Below are 15,777 nucleotides of genomic sequence, written 5' to 3' on the forward strand. Positions count from 1 at the left end.
CTAATAATTAGACAAATTATGATTGACTTATAATCATAAACAAATTATAATCATGATTAGAAAGTAACCAACAACAAAATCTGCAAGGGAAGAAGGGGGATAGGAGATGAAGCTTGAAATCGGTAATTTCTATGTAAAAGATGTTGTTTTCGGTGACAGCACATCTTATCAAGATGGAATTCTGACACTGAACAAACAAGAGGCTTTGCAAGTGGTCCGTGAAGACGAACATATCACGGATGCAGATATTGTGCTTGCCAAGCCTGGTGATCCCATTCGCATTACTCCAGTGAAAGAAGCGATTGAACCGCGGTGTAAGGTATCTGGAGGAACGCTGTTTCCGGGAGTGCTTAATAAACTGGTTCCGGCTGGAAGCGGTCGTACACATGCCTTGAAAGGCACTTCCGTACTCGCTGTAGGAAAGTATTGGGGTGGATTTCAGGATGGACTGATTGATATGAGCGGTCCAGGGGCAAACCAGACTCAATTTTCCAGCTTGATCAATATCTGCTTGGTTGCGGATACGGATGAAGAATTCGAACGCCATGAACAGCAAAAGAAAAATAAAGCCCTTCGCTGGGCAGGTATGAGACTGGCTGAATATATCGGCAATTGCGTGAAAAGCCAAGAGCCGGAAGAGTTGGAAGTGTATGAACTTCCTCCGCTCAATCAGCGTGAGGCAAGAGTAACTGAACTGCCGGGAGTCGTCTATGTTATGCAGCTACAATCTCAGATGATTGAAAGCGGTCACAACGCTCTTTTCTATGGATGGGACAGCAACCGCATGGTGCCTACGCTCATTCATCCGAACGAATTGCTGGATGGAGCGGTGATTTCAGGAAGCTTTATGCCTTGCTCGTCCAAAATTTCCACCTATCAGCATGCCAATAATCCTACGATTAAAAACTTGCTGAAGGAGCATGGGAAGACGATTAATTTCCTTGGTGTCATTCTTTCCAACCTGAATGTCAAGCTGGAAGAAAAGACCCGTTCGGCGATGCAGGTAAGACAAATTGCCACGTCTTTGGGGGCTCAGGGAGCCATCGTATGCGAAGAAGGGTACGGTAATCCAGACGCCGATTTTATAGCTGTAATCAATGAGCTCGAAGATGCAGGAATTAAAACGGTTGGAATCACCAACGAATGTACAGGTAGAGACGGGCGCTCCCAATCCTTGGTTGACCTGTCTGATAAAGCGGATGCCATCGTCAGTACAGGAAATGTATCGCAGCTATTAAAGCTTCCTCCAATGGAAGTCGTCATCGGCAGCTTGATTGCTCTAGCTAGGGATGGCAATTCCGGCGGCTGGGAAGGGTCGGTGAAAGAAGACGGATCCATTGAAATGGAAAACAACGGCTTCTTCTGCTCCGATGCGAATACAGGAGCTCATTATAAAACGGTTATTGAGTATTAGGAGGTGATGGAGACATGAAAAAGGCTGTACATTATATCAACCAATTCTTTGGACAAATAGGGGGAGAAGATAAGGCGGATTACGCGCCGACGATACATGTTGGGGTGATCGGCCCAGGCATGCTTCTCAAAAACACCGTTGCCCCAGAAATCGAGGTTACGCATACGATCATCTGCGGAGATAACTTCTTCGGATCAAATGAAGAGACCGCGATTGAAACCATCATCGGCTACCTGAAGGGAGTGGAATTCGACCTCTTCATTGCAGGACCTGCGTTCCTCGCTGGACGATACGGTTTTGCCTGCGCCAAGATCTGTAAGGCTGTAGAAGAACATTTTGGGGTTCCGGTCGTAACCAGCATGCATGTAGAAAATCCGGCTGTCGAAATGTTCCGCAAGGATCTCTACATATTTGAAGGCGGTGATAGTGCAGGGGCGATGCGCAAGGATGTACCAGCTCTTGCTAAGTTTCTAAAGAAACTAGCCAACGGCGAACCGCTAAAGTCAGCCCGTGAGGAAGGGTATTTCCCTAGAGGTATCCGCTTTGAATCGTTTACCAATGAATTAGGGGCTGACCGTGTTGTCAACATGCTGTTGAAAAAGTTAAACGGCGAAGCGTTTACAACGGAAATGCCCATGCCAAAGGTGGACCGCGTGGCCATTGCGCCTACGGTTGATTTAAGGGATGCAACCATTGCTTTTGTAAACTCGGGAGGAATTGTCCCGGTAGGAAATCCGGATCGCATCCAGTCCGCTTCCGCTACCAAATGGGGCAAATACAGCATTGCTGGCCAGGATTCTTTAAAGGGTGGCGAGTGGCAGACCATCCATGCTGGGTTCGACCCTTCCTTTGCCAATGAAAATCCGAATGTCATCGTTCCGCTTGATGTGCTGCGTGAGTATGAGCAGGAAGGAAAAGTTGGCAAAATCCATGAGTATGTCTACTCCACGGTAGGAACAGGAACAACCCAGGCCGATGCTAGCCGCATGGGAGCAGAAATCGCCCAACAGTTAAGGGATGCCAACGTATCTGCGGTTATCCTAACATCCACCTGAGGGACTTGTACTCGTTGCGGTGCAACGATGGTGAAAGAAATTGAAAGAGCAGGCATTACGATTGTACAAATGGCCAACCTTGTTTCCATTGCCAAGACCGTGGGAGCTAACCGGATTGTGCCGACGGTTTCCATTCCTCATCCGCTGGGAGATCCTAACCTATCGCCGGCAGATGAACGGAAAATGCGTAAATATCGCGTAGGGGTGGCTTTGCAGGCTTTAGAAACAGGGGTTGAAGAAGCGACGATTTTTGAAGTGAAATACTAAAACTTGAAATTAAGGGAGAGATCAGCATGTTAAAAGATAAAAAGATTATTATTGTTGGAGAAAGAGACGGGGTTCCAGCTCCTGCGATTGCCGAGTGCGTGCAAGCGAGCGGCGGAGAAGTCATCTTCATGGACACCCAGTGCTTCGTCTGAACAGCGGCAGGCGCTATGGACCTTGAGGTTCAAGGTTCTTTAATTAAAGCTGTAGAGCAATACGGAAAAGATAACGTGATGGTGATCCTGGGATCTCCTGATGCGGATAGTGCAGATATCTACGCTGAAACCGTAACGATGGGTGACCCAACCTATGCCGGTCCTTTGGCCGGTGTGGCTTTAGGTTTGCAAGTTTATCATGTGCTAGAAGACGAAATCAAAGCGATTGTTCCAGAAGAGATTTACCAGGAGCAAATTGGAATTATGGAGCTTTCTCTTGATAAGGACGGCATTTGCGAAATGATGAAAACAGCTCGGGCGAGAGCTCTGTAAACATAAAGAAATCCATCAAGGGGTCGGATGCCCGCCCCCTTGATCCCATATCACATTAGGGGAGGGGTCAAAAAAATGAGCGAACAAAAAATTTATGATGTCATTATTGCCGGGGCAGGTCCAGCCGGACTGACGGCAGCAGTCTATACGGCACGTGCAAACATGAGTACGCTGATGGTGGAAAAGGGAAGTCCTGGCGGGCAGATGATGAACACGGAAGAGATTGAAAACTATCCGGGATTCAGCACCATCTTAGGGCCGGAGTTGTCCAAACATATGTACGATCATGCGATCAAATTTAACGCGGAGCATCTGCGCGGAAAAATTAGCGACATCAAGGATGGCCATCCCTATAAAACCGTTGTGATCGATGGACGGGATTATCTGGCCAAGTCCGTCATCATTACGACAGGCGCCCTTCCAAGAAAGCTAGGCGTACCCGGAGAAATCGAGTTTGCCGGAAGAGGGGTTTCCTATTGTGCGGTTTGTGATGGCGCCTTCTTCCAGGATCTTGAATTGGTGGTAATTGGAGGCGGAGATTCGGCGGTAGAAGAAGCTCTATTCCTCACTCGCTTTGCTTCCAAAGTAACGATTGTCCATCGCCGGGATGAATTCCGCGCGCAAAAGATTATCCAAGATCGCGCTTTTGAAAATCCGAAAATTCATATCATTTGGAACTCGGCAGTCGACCTCATTGAAGGGGATGGCATGGTTGAGTCTGTCAAAATCCGAGATTTGGTCAGTGGGGAAGTCACCCATTATCCAACCAACGGTGTATTCATCTACGTGGGAATGGATCCGATTACCGACTTTATTAAAGATCTTGGGGTAACCAATGAAGCGGGTTACATTCCGACGGATGAGCAGATGAAAACGAGCATCCCTGGGATCTTTGCCGCTGGGGATGTCAGGGAGAAGACCCTCCGCCAGGTGGTGACCGCAACAGGGGATGGCAGCATTGCCGCTCTATCTGCACAGCACTACGTGGAAAATCTAGAAGAAGAAATCAAAGCGATGAACTTGCAAACCACCCAGGTTTAATAGGAGGAAGACAATGAATAGACCCGTAATTAAAGGAGCTTCTTTTGTACTAACCCATACACCGAGCTTAGTGCGACATGGCTCCAAGCCCGTTCGCGAAATCGAAAAGGATCCGTCCGTGCTCGATCGGATTCTCCCCCATCTAAGAAGTTATGAGGAAGCCGTAGCCTATCCTCCGAACCAAGTGTTCATCGGGAACATGCGTCCAGAGGCGCTGAAGGAAATCAAGGGACCGTGGCACAAGGCGAAGGCGCCCAATGCCCAGCGTTTCAGCAAGGGCGGGGAAATCATGCCTGAAGATGAATTTTACGGCTGGCTGAAAATCTCGGATGAATTTAATTTAGTTCAGTTAGAAGAAGGATTTTTGTCCGAGGTCAAATTCAAGCTTGAACAGCATCCCTTGATCCAAGCCAATGATATTGAACGTTTAGGCAATGGGGTAAGCCTGGCAAGCATCGAAGAAAAAATTAATCAAGGACTAGCGGTTCCCTTGCATGTCAATAAAACGCAGCTGATTGGCTATGTGGCAACAGGACATGAAGAGGATCACAACTTAACAGGGGACATCATCTTAGAAAACTTATGCAACAAAGCTTCCGGTGTGGTAGCGATGCGTCACGCGCTAAGCGCATTTGGCGTAACTCCTGGTCAAGTGGATTATGTCATTGGCTGCGATGAAGAAGCGGTGGGTGATCGCTATCAGCGCGGCGGCGGAAATATGGCGAAATCCATTGCTGAGCTGGCTGGATGCCAAAATGCAACAGGATCGGATATCAAATCCTTCTGCTGCGCTCCGGCCCACGCGATTGTGGTAGCTGCAGGTCTTGTCCAGTCTGGCTTATATGATGAAATTGTAGTCATCGGCGGCGGATGCTTAGCCAAGCTCGGGATGAAATATGCCGGTCACCTGAAAAACGACATGCCGATTATTGAGGATCAAATGGGCGCGATTGCTATTCTTGTCGGGAAGGATGATGGAGTAAGTCCTGTCGTTCGCTTGGATGCTGTAGGCAAGCATGAAATTTCCGCAGGATCTTCCGCTCAGCAAATCTATAACTCTCTTGTGGTAAAGCCGTTGAAGAGGATTGGTCGAAGAATCCTGGATATCGATAAGTATTCCGTGGAAATGCATAATCCGGAAGTAACGGAACCGAACGGCAACGGAAATGTGCCTAAAACCAACTATCGCACCTTAGCGGCTATGGCCGTATTGGGCGGGGAGTTAGATAAAGCGAACATGAACGATTTTGAAGAAAAGCATGGGATGGTAGGATTCTCTCCAACACAAGGTCACATTGCAGCTGCCATTCCATTCATGGGCCATGCCCGCGACATGATTATGAACGGAGAGATTAACAACGCCATGTTTGTAGCCAAGGGAAGTCTGTTCCTTGGAAAGATGACGAAGCTTTCTGACGGAATGTCTTATATTATTGAAAAAAATGAGGGGAGCGGTTCATAATGATCGAAGTAAACAAGGAGAATTTTCAAGCGGAAGTACGGGAGTCCCAGCAGCCGGTTCTAGTCGATATTTGGGGACCAACGTGTGATCCATGCATCGCCCTTATGCCGGCAGTAGAAGAATTAGAAAAAAAATATCAAGGGCAAGTAAAAGTGGTTAAGCTAAACAGCGCTGAAAATCGGAGGCTATGCATCGATCTTCGAGTAATTGGATTGCCTTCCTTCCTGCTCTTTAAGGATGGGCAGGAAGTAGGCCGCTTAGGAGGTAAGGATGTCAACATCGAGTCTGTCGAAGGACTGATCCTTAGCCAAAGCGCCAGTGAGAATGCAGTTTAGGATTTAAATTAAAGACCGGCATCGAAACTGCCGGTCTCTTTTTTGTTCAAACGAAATACCTCAAAAATAAGAAAAAGGATTTATCGCTGTGGTATTTTACTTTATAATAAAAGCATACATGATTATTTGATGAATCTGATTAGGTCACAAGATGTGAGGAGTGTTTCGTTTGGATAAAAAGGAAATTCAAAGAACCCGGATCATGCGGTATTTCATTGACGCTACGGTCCAAATTATGAAAGAAGAAGGGATTGAGCATGTTACGATCCGAAAAGTGGCAGATATTGCGGGTTACAATAGTGCAACGATTTACAATTATTTTCAGGAGCTGTCCCATTTAGTTTTCTTTGCCGGAATGACTTTCTTGAAAAAGTATACGGATGCTTTACCGGAATATATGGCCAAAGGTGAAAATTCTCTTGAGAAGTATTTATTAACTTGGGAGTGTTTCTGCAAATACTCCTTTGCCGAGCCCAAAATCTATAGCGCCATTTTTTCGTCCAATCTAGGGGCTCAGCCAGAAGAATTGCTGCAGAATTATTATACGATTTTCCCAATGGATATTATTGAGCTGCCCGAGGAGTTTCTGCCGATGGTATTGGAATCGAATCTTTCGAAAAGAGGCCGCGTTGCATTGGAAAAGAGCGTGAAGGAAGGGTTAATCAAGGAAGAGCATGCGGAGGAACTGAATGAAATGGCTGTTTTAATATGGCAGGGCATGCTGACGCTCTTGCTGAATAACCGCCGAACCTATACGCCGGAAGAAGCCGTTGAAAAAACGATGAAATATATTAGAAAAATTGCCTATAGCGCTGCCTAATTCCATTTCTAATGAGGGATAAATTATGTTTATGCTAATGGGCAAGAGGATCAAGAGGGAGATATCCTCGAGTATCACTAAAAAATATCTTCTGATTTTCTCCACTCTTTTCATTATACCGCTTGTACTGATCTACTATTTGATTGTGGATCATGCGAACTCTATTTTAGAAGAAGATATTATAACGAAAAACGGTCTCCATGCGGATGCATTGGCCAAAAGATTGAATCGAGAAATTCAGGATGTGGTCTTGCAGCTGCAGCTGATAACCGAAACAAAGGACGATGGATCACTAGACCATAGCAAAATGTTCAATCGGGCGAAGCAAACCATTTCTAACAGTTCCATGATACACTCTGTTTTTTATGTGGATGAACAGCAGAACATTCACTTTGAAGCCCCCTTTCTCCCTGATCTGGGTCAGGGTAAGTACCGCTACCCCGGTTTCGAAGATGTTCGCTGGAGCTTAAACTTTCACGTATCTGACCAGATTCGCAATGTTCATGGCAAGTCCGTCGTTTCCATTGCTATTCCTGTGTTGGCAAAAGATCAGCGGTTTAAAGGAATCCTTGTCGCTGAATTGAGCCAGGAATATTTATCGGAAGTATTGAAGAGCATCAGCATTACGAATCAGGGCTTTAGCTTCTTGCTTGATCGAAACGGCAGGGTGATCGCGTCAACCGATGAGGGAGAGCTAGGGAAAGATTACTCCAACGATCCGGTTGCCATTCAATTAGCGATGGACGCGGCAGGTTCCATGAAAGAGAAATATAAGGGAGAGCAGGGAATCATTGCTTATCATTCGATGAGGGATGGATGGGGACTGGCTTTGGGAGTTCCTGAGAACATTGCCTTTCAATCTTTGAACTATCTTTCAAAGCTTCTATCTTTTGGTTTTATTGCCATATTGATGTTTTCACTGGGGCTAATCGGAGTAGGGATGAGGCAATTGCTTTATCCGATGGTCGGATTGACGAAGCTGGCTAGGGATTTTACAAAGGAGCAGTCCCTTCGCAGGATTCAAAATTTGAAAAAGTATCATTCCCCCGATGAACTTGGAGTTTTAATGAGGACGATCGTTACGGTGGGATTAAGCAACTTGGACAAGCAGCGCATGCTAGAAGAAAAGGAACGATACTTGCGCGATGTGATAGAAGGCATCCCCTATGCCATTGTAACCATGGATAAGGCGGGAGTGATTACGCATATGAATCTTGCCTTCGAAAGGCTGACAGGATTTCATCGGGACCTAATCATCGGTCTGCCTATAAAGGATGTACCCATAAAAAAGGAACACATGGATTTTGTCGCTTTGCAGCATCTTCAATCTGGTAAGATCACGGAAGAAAATGAAACCTACATTATGGATGCAGAAGGTCATAAGCATATCGTCAAGGTAGTGAGTTCCAAATTCTTTGACGAAAACCAAAACGAAATCGGGATCATTGCTATGCTAGAGGATATTTCCCAGCTCAAACTGTTAGAGGCTCATGCCAAGCAGCGGGAGAAGCTTGCTGTCATCGGTCAAATTACGACCGGGATTGCCCACGAGATCAAGAATCCTTTAGCCATTTTATCCGGGGCAAGCGAATTGCTCAAGGAAGAGGTAGAAGACTATCAATGCGGAGGAATGATCGAGGAACTGACCGAGGATATCCATCAAGTGGTTAAGCGAATGAAAGTGATCACAAATGATTTTCTGAAATTTGCAAAGATAAACACAGATGCCGTCAAGCCGATTCGAATGGACAAGCTGTTGGACGAGGTGCTTCACTTACTGCGCATCAAGTTAAAGGAATGTAAAGTAAATGTTGATAGAATGGTTGAAGAAAATGCAGCTTGTGTGGAAGGAAAATACGATCAATTGATGCAGGTATATTTGAATTTGATTCTAAACAGCGTCGATGCGATGCCAGAGGGCGGTGATTTAACCGTTCGGGTTTATCAAGAACAGGAGAGGGTGTTCGTGGAGATTGAAGATTCTGGCATGGGCATACCCACTCAAAACCTAGACTGGCTGTATAATCCGTTCTTTTCCACGAAAGAGGAGGGTTCGGGGTTAGGACTCACGATTGCTCGAGATATTATTGTGGAGCATGGAGGAAACATTCGGATCGAAAGCGAAGAAAAAAAAGGTACAAGAATCATTACTAGTTTTAATATAAGTAGGAAAGGGTGAGCGGTATGTCCTATTCCGTTTTGGTTATAGATGATGAAGAGCGTTTAAATAAAATTATGTCCCAAAAGCTTAAAAAGGAGGGTTTTGCAGTCCATCAAGCCTTATCTGGGCAAGAGGGGATCGATGCAGTTAAACGGGAGAAGATTGATGCTGTCATTTTGGACTATATGCTGCCCGATATGACGGGTATAGAGGTCCTGGAGAAAATCAAGGAAGAAAATGAACAGATCGCGATCATTATGCTAACGGCTTACGGGAATGTAGAAAACGCCGTAACGGCGATGAAACTGGGTGCTTATGACTTTATGAACAAGCCCATCGAGTTAAATATTCTAAAAGAAGTCGTCTTGAAAGCGTGTGCAAATAAACAGCTCCAGCTGGAAAATCAAATGCTGAAGGAAGAGCTGAAGCGAACCGGCGGAAATGATGACCTTGTTTATAAGAGTGACAAAATGAACGAAATCATTCAATTCCTAGAAAAGATCATCGAATCGGATGCCAATATCCTGATTCTCGGCGAAAGCGGTGTGGGAAAAACAGCACTGGCAAAATGGATCCATCAAAGAAGCAGTCGCAAGGATCGGCCTTTTGTGTCTCTCAATTGTGCCGCCATCCCCGAACAACTTCTGGAAAGTGAACTGTTTGGTGTTCGCAAAGGAGCGTTTACGGGAGCAAATGAATCCAGGCCGGGAAAATTTGAATTAGCGGACGGAGGCACTATTTTTCTCGATGAGATTGGGGAGACTTCGATGTCCATGCAGGCTAAATTATTGCATGTCATCGAAGAAAAAAAGTTTATGAAGCTGGGCAGCAGTGAATACCGATCCGTGGATGTCCGAATTATTACAGCAACCAATCGAGACTTGAAGCGATTAGTCATGGAAAAGAAATTTCGCGAGGACCTGTATTATCGATTGAATTTGGCGGAAATTCAGGTGCCTCCATTAAGGGAAAGAAAAGAAGACATCTCTCCCATTGTTTATGGGTATTTGCACAAACTCAACAGCAAATATAGCAAAACGATTTCTATCGCATCAGAAGCTCTTGAAAAGCTTACGGAATATGAATGGCCAGGGAATATTAGAGAACTATTAAATTCTCTAGAGAGAATTCATCTGCTGAAGGCTGCCGGAGAAATCAAACTGCATGATTTGCCCCATCCCATTGCAGTCGGTGATTTAGTCCTATCCGGTTCTCCAGCCCCACTTGAACCATGAAGCCATGATGAACCCTCCCTCGGTGAGGGAGTATTTAAGATGGAGAAGGATCTGACGCTGCAGTCCGTCCTGGAAAATGTAGAGGAACAGCTGATTCGGCGAGCATTGGAAGAAACAGGGGGAAATCAGACAAAGGCTGCTGAACGTTTGGGTATCTCTAGGCATACGCTCATTTACAAATTGAAGAAAATGCAATGCAAATAATGGGGATTCGTTTATGATGAATTCTACTCTTAAACTAACCTCATGGAAGAAAATCGCCCTCTTGTTCTTTAGTTGTATTCTCGTTGTTCTTGCCGGATGTGAAAAGGCGAGCCCAAATAAAAGTGAAGTAAAGGATCCTGCTCAGATGCCACAGATTGTCATGGGAGCAAGATCGGCTACGGAGCAGCGTTTGTTGATGAAAATCTCTACCCTCTTGCTGAGGGATCATGGGTATCGCGTGAAAGAAATGAACTTTGCGGACAGCAGCTCTCTTCGTAAGGGATTGGAAGCGGGAATAGTTGATCTCTGCTGGGAATACACCAATACAGTCAGAATGTACATTCATAAGAAACGTCCGATTTTTGATTCGGACCTAGCCTTTAAGGAAGTAAAGGAAGAGGATGGCAAAAAGGGCTTGATTTGGCTTACGCGTTCTGACTTTGATAGCTCATGGGTCATTCTGATGAGGGAAGACCTCGCGAAGAATTTGAATATCCAAACCATTAGTGACCTAGCTAGGTATACGAACCAAGAAAATGTAGAAATTGAACTCCAATCTATGAAATTTGCCATCAATGAGGAGTTTTTGCGAAGAGAGGATGGCGTAAAAAGGCTGAACGAGGTTTATGGCTTTTCTATTAAAGATGAAAATGTCCTAGCGGTAGAGAATAATCTGCTGTCTCAGGCTGTCAAGGAATCCAGGGTTCAGGTGGCCGTTGGATGGGTGGCTGACAGCCGAATTAAAAAGTTTCAGTTAACGGCACTTGAAGATGACCGTCATGTTTTTCCGCCTTACCATGTTGCCCCCATTATAAAGCAAAAGACCATGGACTCCCATCCGGAGATTGCAGAACTATTGGACAACATATCAAAAAAGCTAAATAATGAGGTGATGATCGACCTTACCTACAAGGTTGAGGTATTGCATCAGGATGAATTCGCTGTGGCAAGACAGTTCTTGATTGAAAACCATTTGTTAAAGAAGTAGGTAGGACGGAACATAGATAGAGAATTAGTGGAAATTCTCCACTTACAATAAAGCTTGATAGAATTTTATATGAAATAGTTGGATATTTGTCATCTAATCTCGATAATGACCTCGTTTTGGGCTGGTTTTATCGACGATAAGTGACATTTTTCCAACTATTTTCTTATTGTTTCTCATGATTTTAAAAATAAGTGGCATTTTATCAACTACATCGTCCTGAGAGGAAGGACCAGCTAGTTGCCCACACTTTTTGAGTAGATAATTCTTAATTGTGTTGACATTTTGCGTAATCATGATTATAATATAATCAAAGGTTGTGTTAAGTCTGCAACGTTTTTACTCCTACTCATTACTAGGCGCCTATGCGCCCCTTTTTTTTAGAATAATCACAAAGGAGTTTTATCATGGACATCGTACAGGAACATCGTTGCATTCATTGCGAAGGGTTAATGGGATGGAAGATCTCCTTTCTTGTTGAAACGGATGAGATGCATTGGTTTGTGGGAGGAAGGAAGGATCATCATCTTGAGGATTGGGATGATGGTAATCTCATCGTTTGTTGTCAGCATTGCGATAGTGAAAATTCATTCAGCGAGTAAATCTTCATCTCCGCCGCAGTCTCTATGGACTAGTGGGTGGAGATTTTTTTTGTGTTGAAATTACATACAGGTGTAGAAAAATTCTACAGTGGAATGGATAGAATATTTACGTTTTCTGTTAAAATACGGCGATATAAGGGTTCTGTCGGTTTGGCACGAATTTTGCAATGTTAACATGTTATAAATAATGGAACTGGAGAGGAGTCCTATTCAATGGATAAAAGACGATTAGAGATAGAATTGAATTCCTGTGTCAAACTTCTATTAAAAAACCCCCCACAGCAAGAACGAGAGAAAATATATGAAAGACTTTTTCAAGTATTTCAGAAGCTCGGCATCTCGATATGAAGTATGTTTTACTTAAATGGTTGATGATTATCCTCACTCTGGTTGGTTGGTTTATTCCGTGGGAGAAGCTGAGCTATAGCCAAGGGTCTGGCAGTAGTAAAGATCTTGCTCCCGCTTTTGAGCGAGCCGTCACGATTGGGGCGAAGAACGGAACCTTGTCAGCCTTATTGCTTAAAATGACAGGGATTTTGCTTAAGGACCAAGGCTATACCGTAAAGGAACTTTCTTTTTCTGATTCTGGGCTGCTTCGCTCAGCATTGGAAGCGGGTGTCATTGATTTGTATTGGGAATCCGCCTATCAGTTGATGGAAGAAGATAGGGCAAGAGAATTCGTATGGCTGCCAGAAAACAAGCTTGCGCATAAGCCAGTCTTCCTTATGAAGCCATCTCAGGCTAGTGAATGGAAGATTCAGACGATCAGTGACTTGGCTGAAATCATTCAGCAAAACAAGATAAAAATCAAATTTGCGGCAGATAAAGAATTGATTTTGAACAAAGAACTAGTACGTAACCTTAGCAACGGTTATGGGTTAGTCATTCCTGAAAAGGATTTGGTTTTAGTGGAATCGCATCAGATTTATCAGGCCCTAAACGAAAATCATATGCAAGTGGCCATTGGATGGTCCTCAGACAGCCGTATACAAGGATACGACCTGCTGGAACTAGCTGATGATCGGCTGCTTTTTCCTTCTGTCCCTATAACTCCAGTTATCCAGCAGGAAATTCATGATCTAGTGCCATTGGTAAGTAAAATTGTCGATAATCTTACTTTAGAGAAAGTGCTTGAGCTTCAATATGAAGTAGATATACAGGGCAAAGATGTCACAAAGGTAGCAAGGAAGTTTTTGATCGAATCCAACTTGTTGTTAAAAAGAGAGTAATATTACAACAGTGTAGAAGAATTTTACACCAAGAAGTAGAATTATTCTACAATATACGAGTGTTTTCGGTGAAAACCATGAAGAATATGAGAAAGAATTGATTGGCATGAGATTTGCAAATAAATAACAATGTAAATGCTTTCAATGGAAACTCACAAACCATCGATATAGGGAGGTTATATCATGATTTGGAAAGGCGAAAAGCTTGTAACGATTAAGGATTTTTTGACCAAGGGAATTAACCGTTGTGATTCGCAAGAGGAAGCCAAAATCTTTATGCAGTTTTATCGGGCAGAAAATCCTCGAGCAGATGAGAACATGGACTTCATGAGTTGTTATTATACTACAGATGAAATGATGCGCATTAGAGCATGGTTTGATATAGAAAAGCAGATTCATACTAGCCATACGCTATTGGCCAAATAGTTTTAGAGATATAGATAGGATGAGTGAAATCCGGAAAATATATAAATAGCAAAGCTGCAAAGGTGGGACCTCGTGCAGCTTTGCAAAAGAAAAATTCACTTTACTTTTTATCTTAGTTATATTATAATCATGATTATAATATAATAACAAATGGGAGTTGATGGAGTCCTGGTGGCTCTCCCGGTCTTCAAAACCGAGTGTCGGGCACGTGATGTCCGAGGTGGGTTCGATTCCTACCATCTCCCGCCAACCTTAACGAAGCAGGTCCCAAATGGTAATTTCACATTACCTTGGGACCTTTATTTTTTTACATAGAAGGAAGGAGTAGGCTTAAATGAGCATAAGCGTCATGTTAAGAGATTTACCAGCCACTCAAGTTATTATCCATCATCCCGAGTTGAAAACAGGCACGGACCAAAAGATCCCCTCGGCCCTTCTTTTACAAGTAACAAGGGAAGTACTAAACATATGGAGAAGACGCATTAGAGAAGGTGAAGTAAAAGAAGTCGATCTCGACAAGATCATAAAGGATGTAAAAGCTAGAATAGAACATACCCTAAACTTTCATCTTAAAGAAGTTATTAACGGAACTGGAATTATTCTCCATACCAACTTAGGAAGAGCTGTACTGCCTGACGAAGCGATTGATCACATGACCAAGGTGGCGGGAGGATACTGTAATCTAGAATATAATATAGAGCTGGGATCACGAGGATCTAGGCATGATATCGTTGAAAATATTATAAAGACGTTGACAGGTGCAGAGGCTGCTATGGTCGTTAATAATAATGCTGCTGCAGTATTTCTTATTCTTAGAGAAATAGCGAAAGGCAGAGAGGTGATCGTATCCAGGGGGGAAATCATAGAAATCGGCGGTTCTTTCCGTGTATCTGAAATTATGTCCGAAAGCGGAGCGATTCTTCGCGAGGTAGGGACAACGAATAAAACGCATAAGATCGACTATGAAAAGGCCATTGGAGCTCAAACCGCTTTACTTATGAAAGTCCATACTAGCAACTTCTGTGTTTCAGGTTTTACCCAAGCCATATCAGTAGAGGAACTTGCAGGATTGGGTAAACAATATGATATTCCTGTCTATGAGGACTTGGGCAGCGGTGTTTTATATGATTTGAGGAAGCATGGGATTGGCCGGGAGCCGATTATTCAAGAAAGTATCAAAGATGGTGCTGATATTGTTAGTTTTAGTGGAGATAAACTTCTAGGAGGTCCGCAAGCTGGCATCATCGTTGGCAAGAAGAAGTGGATTGACAGGATGAAAAAGAACCAGCTAGCACGCATGCTTAGGGTGGATAAAGTGACCCTCGCAGCTCTTGAGGCAACCCTTCGTCTTTATCTTGATCCTGCTAAAGCAAAACAAAGTATTCCTGCCTTGCGATCGATCCTCCAGCCCGTTGAAGAATTACAGGAGAGAGCAGAGCGTTTCCGTGCTTTACTTCCAGAATATGATATAGAGTTATGTCAGATGGATACGGAAGTAGGCGGGGGAAGTCTTCCGGACGTTACACTTCCGACTGTGGTTGCTGTTTTAAGACATTCCCATCTGCCGGCACATATCCTGGAGAAAAAGCTCAGAATCGGATCGCCTTCTATTATAGGAAGAATTTCTAAAGATCAGTTCTTGTTAGATTTTCGAACCATTGAAGAAAAAAATATAGACCGATTAGCTCAACATGTGAAACAAAGGGTACCTGAGAACGCACCAAAGTTGAAGGAGGCGGCGGTTGAATGAAGCCTGACCATGAGGTGATCACAGCTCTATTAAAAGTTTATTTTGAGTACTATGATATCTATCTTGAGCTTGGCGACATTAGGTATTTAAAGAGAACTCAAAATTGTTTGGAGCTCATTTCAGATTACTTTTCAGAGAAGTCACTTTCAACGAAGGAACTAATTTCACTCCATAATAGTAAAAACGCTTACAAAACAGGATAAAAAAACAGGCAAAATAAAAAGTATAAATATCTCAACCTAAAACCCTATCCACTCTATGGTGTTGGATAGGGTTTGCTTTTATTACTCCATTCATTTAAATAAA

16 protein-coding genes and 1 tRNA gene are annotated in these 15,777 nt (G+C 43.8%); all 17 read left to right on the forward strand.

The features are described from left to right. Positions 1-106: 106 nt before the first annotated feature. The gene (locus EIZ58_RS12775; RefSeq protein WP_134701193.1) at positions 107-1,414 is read left to right on the forward strand and encodes a glycine/sarcosine/betaine reductase component B subunit; all 1,308 of its coding nucleotides are present in this window, start codon (positions 107-109) and stop codon (positions 1,412-1,414) included. Between the two features lie 14 nt (positions 1,415-1,428). Then, on the forward strand, positions 1,429-2,736 hold the full coding sequence (locus EIZ58_RS12780; protein ID WP_134701194.1) for a glycine/betaine/sarcosine/D-proline family reductase selenoprotein B: 1,308 nt from the start codon (positions 1,429-1,431) through the stop codon (positions 2,734-2,736). A 26-nt stretch (positions 2,737-2,762) separates the two neighbouring features. Continuing rightward, the gene (gene grdA / locus EIZ58_RS12785; RefSeq protein WP_134701195.1) at positions 2,763-3,221 is read left to right on the forward strand and encodes a glycine/sarcosine/betaine reductase complex selenoprotein A; all 459 of its coding nucleotides are present in this window, start codon (positions 2,763-2,765) and stop codon (positions 3,219-3,221) included. 75 nt (positions 3,222-3,296) lie between these two features. After that, entirely contained in the window at positions 3,297-4,262 is a 966-nt protein-coding gene (trxB, locus tag EIZ58_RS12790; protein WP_134701196.1) for a thioredoxin-disulfide reductase, read from the forward strand. Between the two features lie 13 nt (positions 4,263-4,275). After that, positions 4,276-5,724: a glycine/sarcosine/betaine reductase complex component C subunit beta gene (grdC, locus tag EIZ58_RS12795; protein ID WP_134701197.1), complete on the forward strand. Its 1,449-nt coding sequence runs from the start codon at positions 4,276-4,278 to the stop codon at positions 5,722-5,724. After that, a complete protein-coding gene (locus tag EIZ58_RS12800) occupies positions 5,724-6,059 on the forward strand; it encodes a thioredoxin family protein (protein ID WP_134701198.1) in 336 nt (111 codons plus the stop codon). Before grdC ends, EIZ58_RS12800 begins: the two co-directional genes overlap by 1 nt. 160 nt (positions 6,060-6,219) lie before the next feature. Next, positions 6,220-6,879: a TetR family transcriptional regulator gene (locus EIZ58_RS12805; protein ID WP_370297683.1), complete on the forward strand. Its 660-nt coding sequence runs from the start codon at positions 6,220-6,222 to the stop codon at positions 6,877-6,879. 25 nt (positions 6,880-6,904) lie between these two features. Further along, entirely contained in the window at positions 6,905-9,058 is a 2,154-nt protein-coding gene (locus EIZ58_RS12810) for a sensor histidine kinase (RefSeq protein WP_134701200.1), read from the forward strand. A gap of 5 nt (positions 9,059-9,063) precedes the next feature. Then, positions 9,064-10,275 (forward strand): sigma-54-dependent transcriptional regulator, encoded by a 1,212-nt coding sequence (locus EIZ58_RS12815; RefSeq protein WP_134701201.1) that lies wholly within the window; start codon positions 9,064-9,066, stop codon positions 10,273-10,275. A 39-nt stretch (positions 10,276-10,314) separates the two neighbouring features. Beyond that, positions 10,315-10,479 carry a helix-turn-helix domain-containing protein gene (locus EIZ58_RS12820; RefSeq protein WP_134701202.1) on the forward strand — a complete coding sequence of 55 codons (165 nt, stop codon included), beginning with the start codon at positions 10,315-10,317 and terminating at the stop codon, positions 10,477-10,479. Positions 10,480-10,492: 13 nt separating this feature from the next. Beyond that, entirely contained in the window at positions 10,493-11,467 is a 975-nt protein-coding gene (locus EIZ58_RS12825) for an ABC transporter substrate-binding protein (protein WP_134701203.1), read from the forward strand. 404 nt (positions 11,468-11,871) lie between these two features. Further along, entirely contained in the window at positions 11,872-12,066 is a 195-nt protein-coding gene (locus EIZ58_RS12830; protein ID WP_134701204.1) for a hypothetical protein, read from the forward strand. A gap of 371 nt (positions 12,067-12,437) precedes the next feature. Then, complete coding sequence (locus EIZ58_RS12835) at positions 12,438-13,295, forward strand: ABC transporter substrate-binding protein (protein WP_167577663.1); 858 nt, start codon at positions 12,438-12,440, stop codon at positions 13,293-13,295. A 183-nt stretch (positions 13,296-13,478) separates the two neighbouring features. Further along, positions 13,479-13,721, forward strand: coding sequence for a hypothetical protein (locus tag EIZ58_RS12840; protein ID WP_134701206.1), 243 nt, complete (start codon positions 13,479-13,481; stop codon positions 13,719-13,721). Between the two features lie 152 nt (positions 13,722-13,873). Further along, a tRNA-Sec gene (locus EIZ58_RS33310) sits at positions 13,874-13,970 on the forward strand. 85 nt (positions 13,971-14,055) lie between these two features. Next, entirely contained in the window at positions 14,056-15,471 is a 1,416-nt protein-coding gene (gene selA / locus EIZ58_RS12845) for an L-seryl-tRNA(Sec) selenium transferase (RefSeq protein WP_134701207.1), read from the forward strand. Continuing rightward, positions 15,468-15,674, forward strand: a complete 207-nt coding sequence (locus EIZ58_RS12850; protein ID WP_134701208.1) for a hypothetical protein — start codon at positions 15,468-15,470, stop codon at positions 15,672-15,674. The genes selA and EIZ58_RS12850 overlap by 4 nt, the downstream gene beginning before the upstream one ends. The last annotated feature ends 103 nt before the right edge of the window (positions 15,675-15,777 follow it).

Origin of the sequence: Ammoniphilus sp. YIM 78166 (genome assembly GCF_004522215.1) — a bacterium.
In the GTDB taxonomy this organism is placed as follows: domain Bacteria; phylum Bacillota; class Bacilli; order Aneurinibacillales; family RAOX-1; genus YIM-78166.

Excerpts from the sequence above, each read along its gene's own strand:
- EIZ58_RS12825 (WP_134701203.1), top strand. The coding sequence starts at position 10,493 with ATGATGAATTCTACTCTTAAACTAACCTCATGGAAGAAAATCGCCCTC.
- selA (WP_134701207.1), top strand. The coding sequence starts at position 14,056 with ATGAGCATAAGCGTCATGTTAAGAGATTTACCAGCCACTCAAGTTATT.
- EIZ58_RS12810 (WP_134701200.1), top strand. The coding sequence starts at position 6,905 with ATGTTTATGCTAATGGGCAAGAGGATCAAGAGGGAGATATCCTCGAGT.
- EIZ58_RS12815 (WP_134701201.1), top strand. The coding sequence starts at position 9,064 with ATGTCCTATTCCGTTTTGGTTATAGATGATGAAGAGCGTTTAAATAAA.
- EIZ58_RS12775 (WP_134701193.1), top strand. The coding sequence starts at position 107 with ATGAAGCTTGAAATCGGTAATTTCTATGTAAAAGATGTTGTTTTCGGT.
- EIZ58_RS12840 (WP_134701206.1), top strand. The coding sequence starts at position 13,479 with ATGATTTGGAAAGGCGAAAAGCTTGTAACGATTAAGGATTTTTTGACC.
- EIZ58_RS12830 (WP_134701204.1), top strand. The coding sequence starts at position 11,872 with ATGGACATCGTACAGGAACATCGTTGCATTCATTGCGAAGGGTTAATG.
- EIZ58_RS12800 (WP_134701198.1), top strand. The coding sequence starts at position 5,724 with ATGATCGAAGTAAACAAGGAGAATTTTCAAGCGGAAGTACGGGAGTCC.
- EIZ58_RS12850 (WP_134701208.1), top strand. The coding sequence starts at position 15,468 with ATGAAGCCTGACCATGAGGTGATCACAGCTCTATTAAAAGTTTATTTT.
- EIZ58_RS12835 (WP_167577663.1), top strand. The coding sequence starts at position 12,438 with ATGATTATCCTCACTCTGGTTGGTTGGTTTATTCCGTGGGAGAAGCTG.
- EIZ58_RS12820 (WP_134701202.1), top strand. The coding sequence starts at position 10,315 with ATGGAGAAGGATCTGACGCTGCAGTCCGTCCTGGAAAATGTAGAGGAA.
- trxB (WP_134701196.1), top strand. The coding sequence starts at position 3,297 with ATGAGCGAACAAAAAATTTATGATGTCATTATTGCCGGGGCAGGTCCA.
- grdC (WP_134701197.1), top strand. The coding sequence starts at position 4,276 with ATGAATAGACCCGTAATTAAAGGAGCTTCTTTTGTACTAACCCATACA.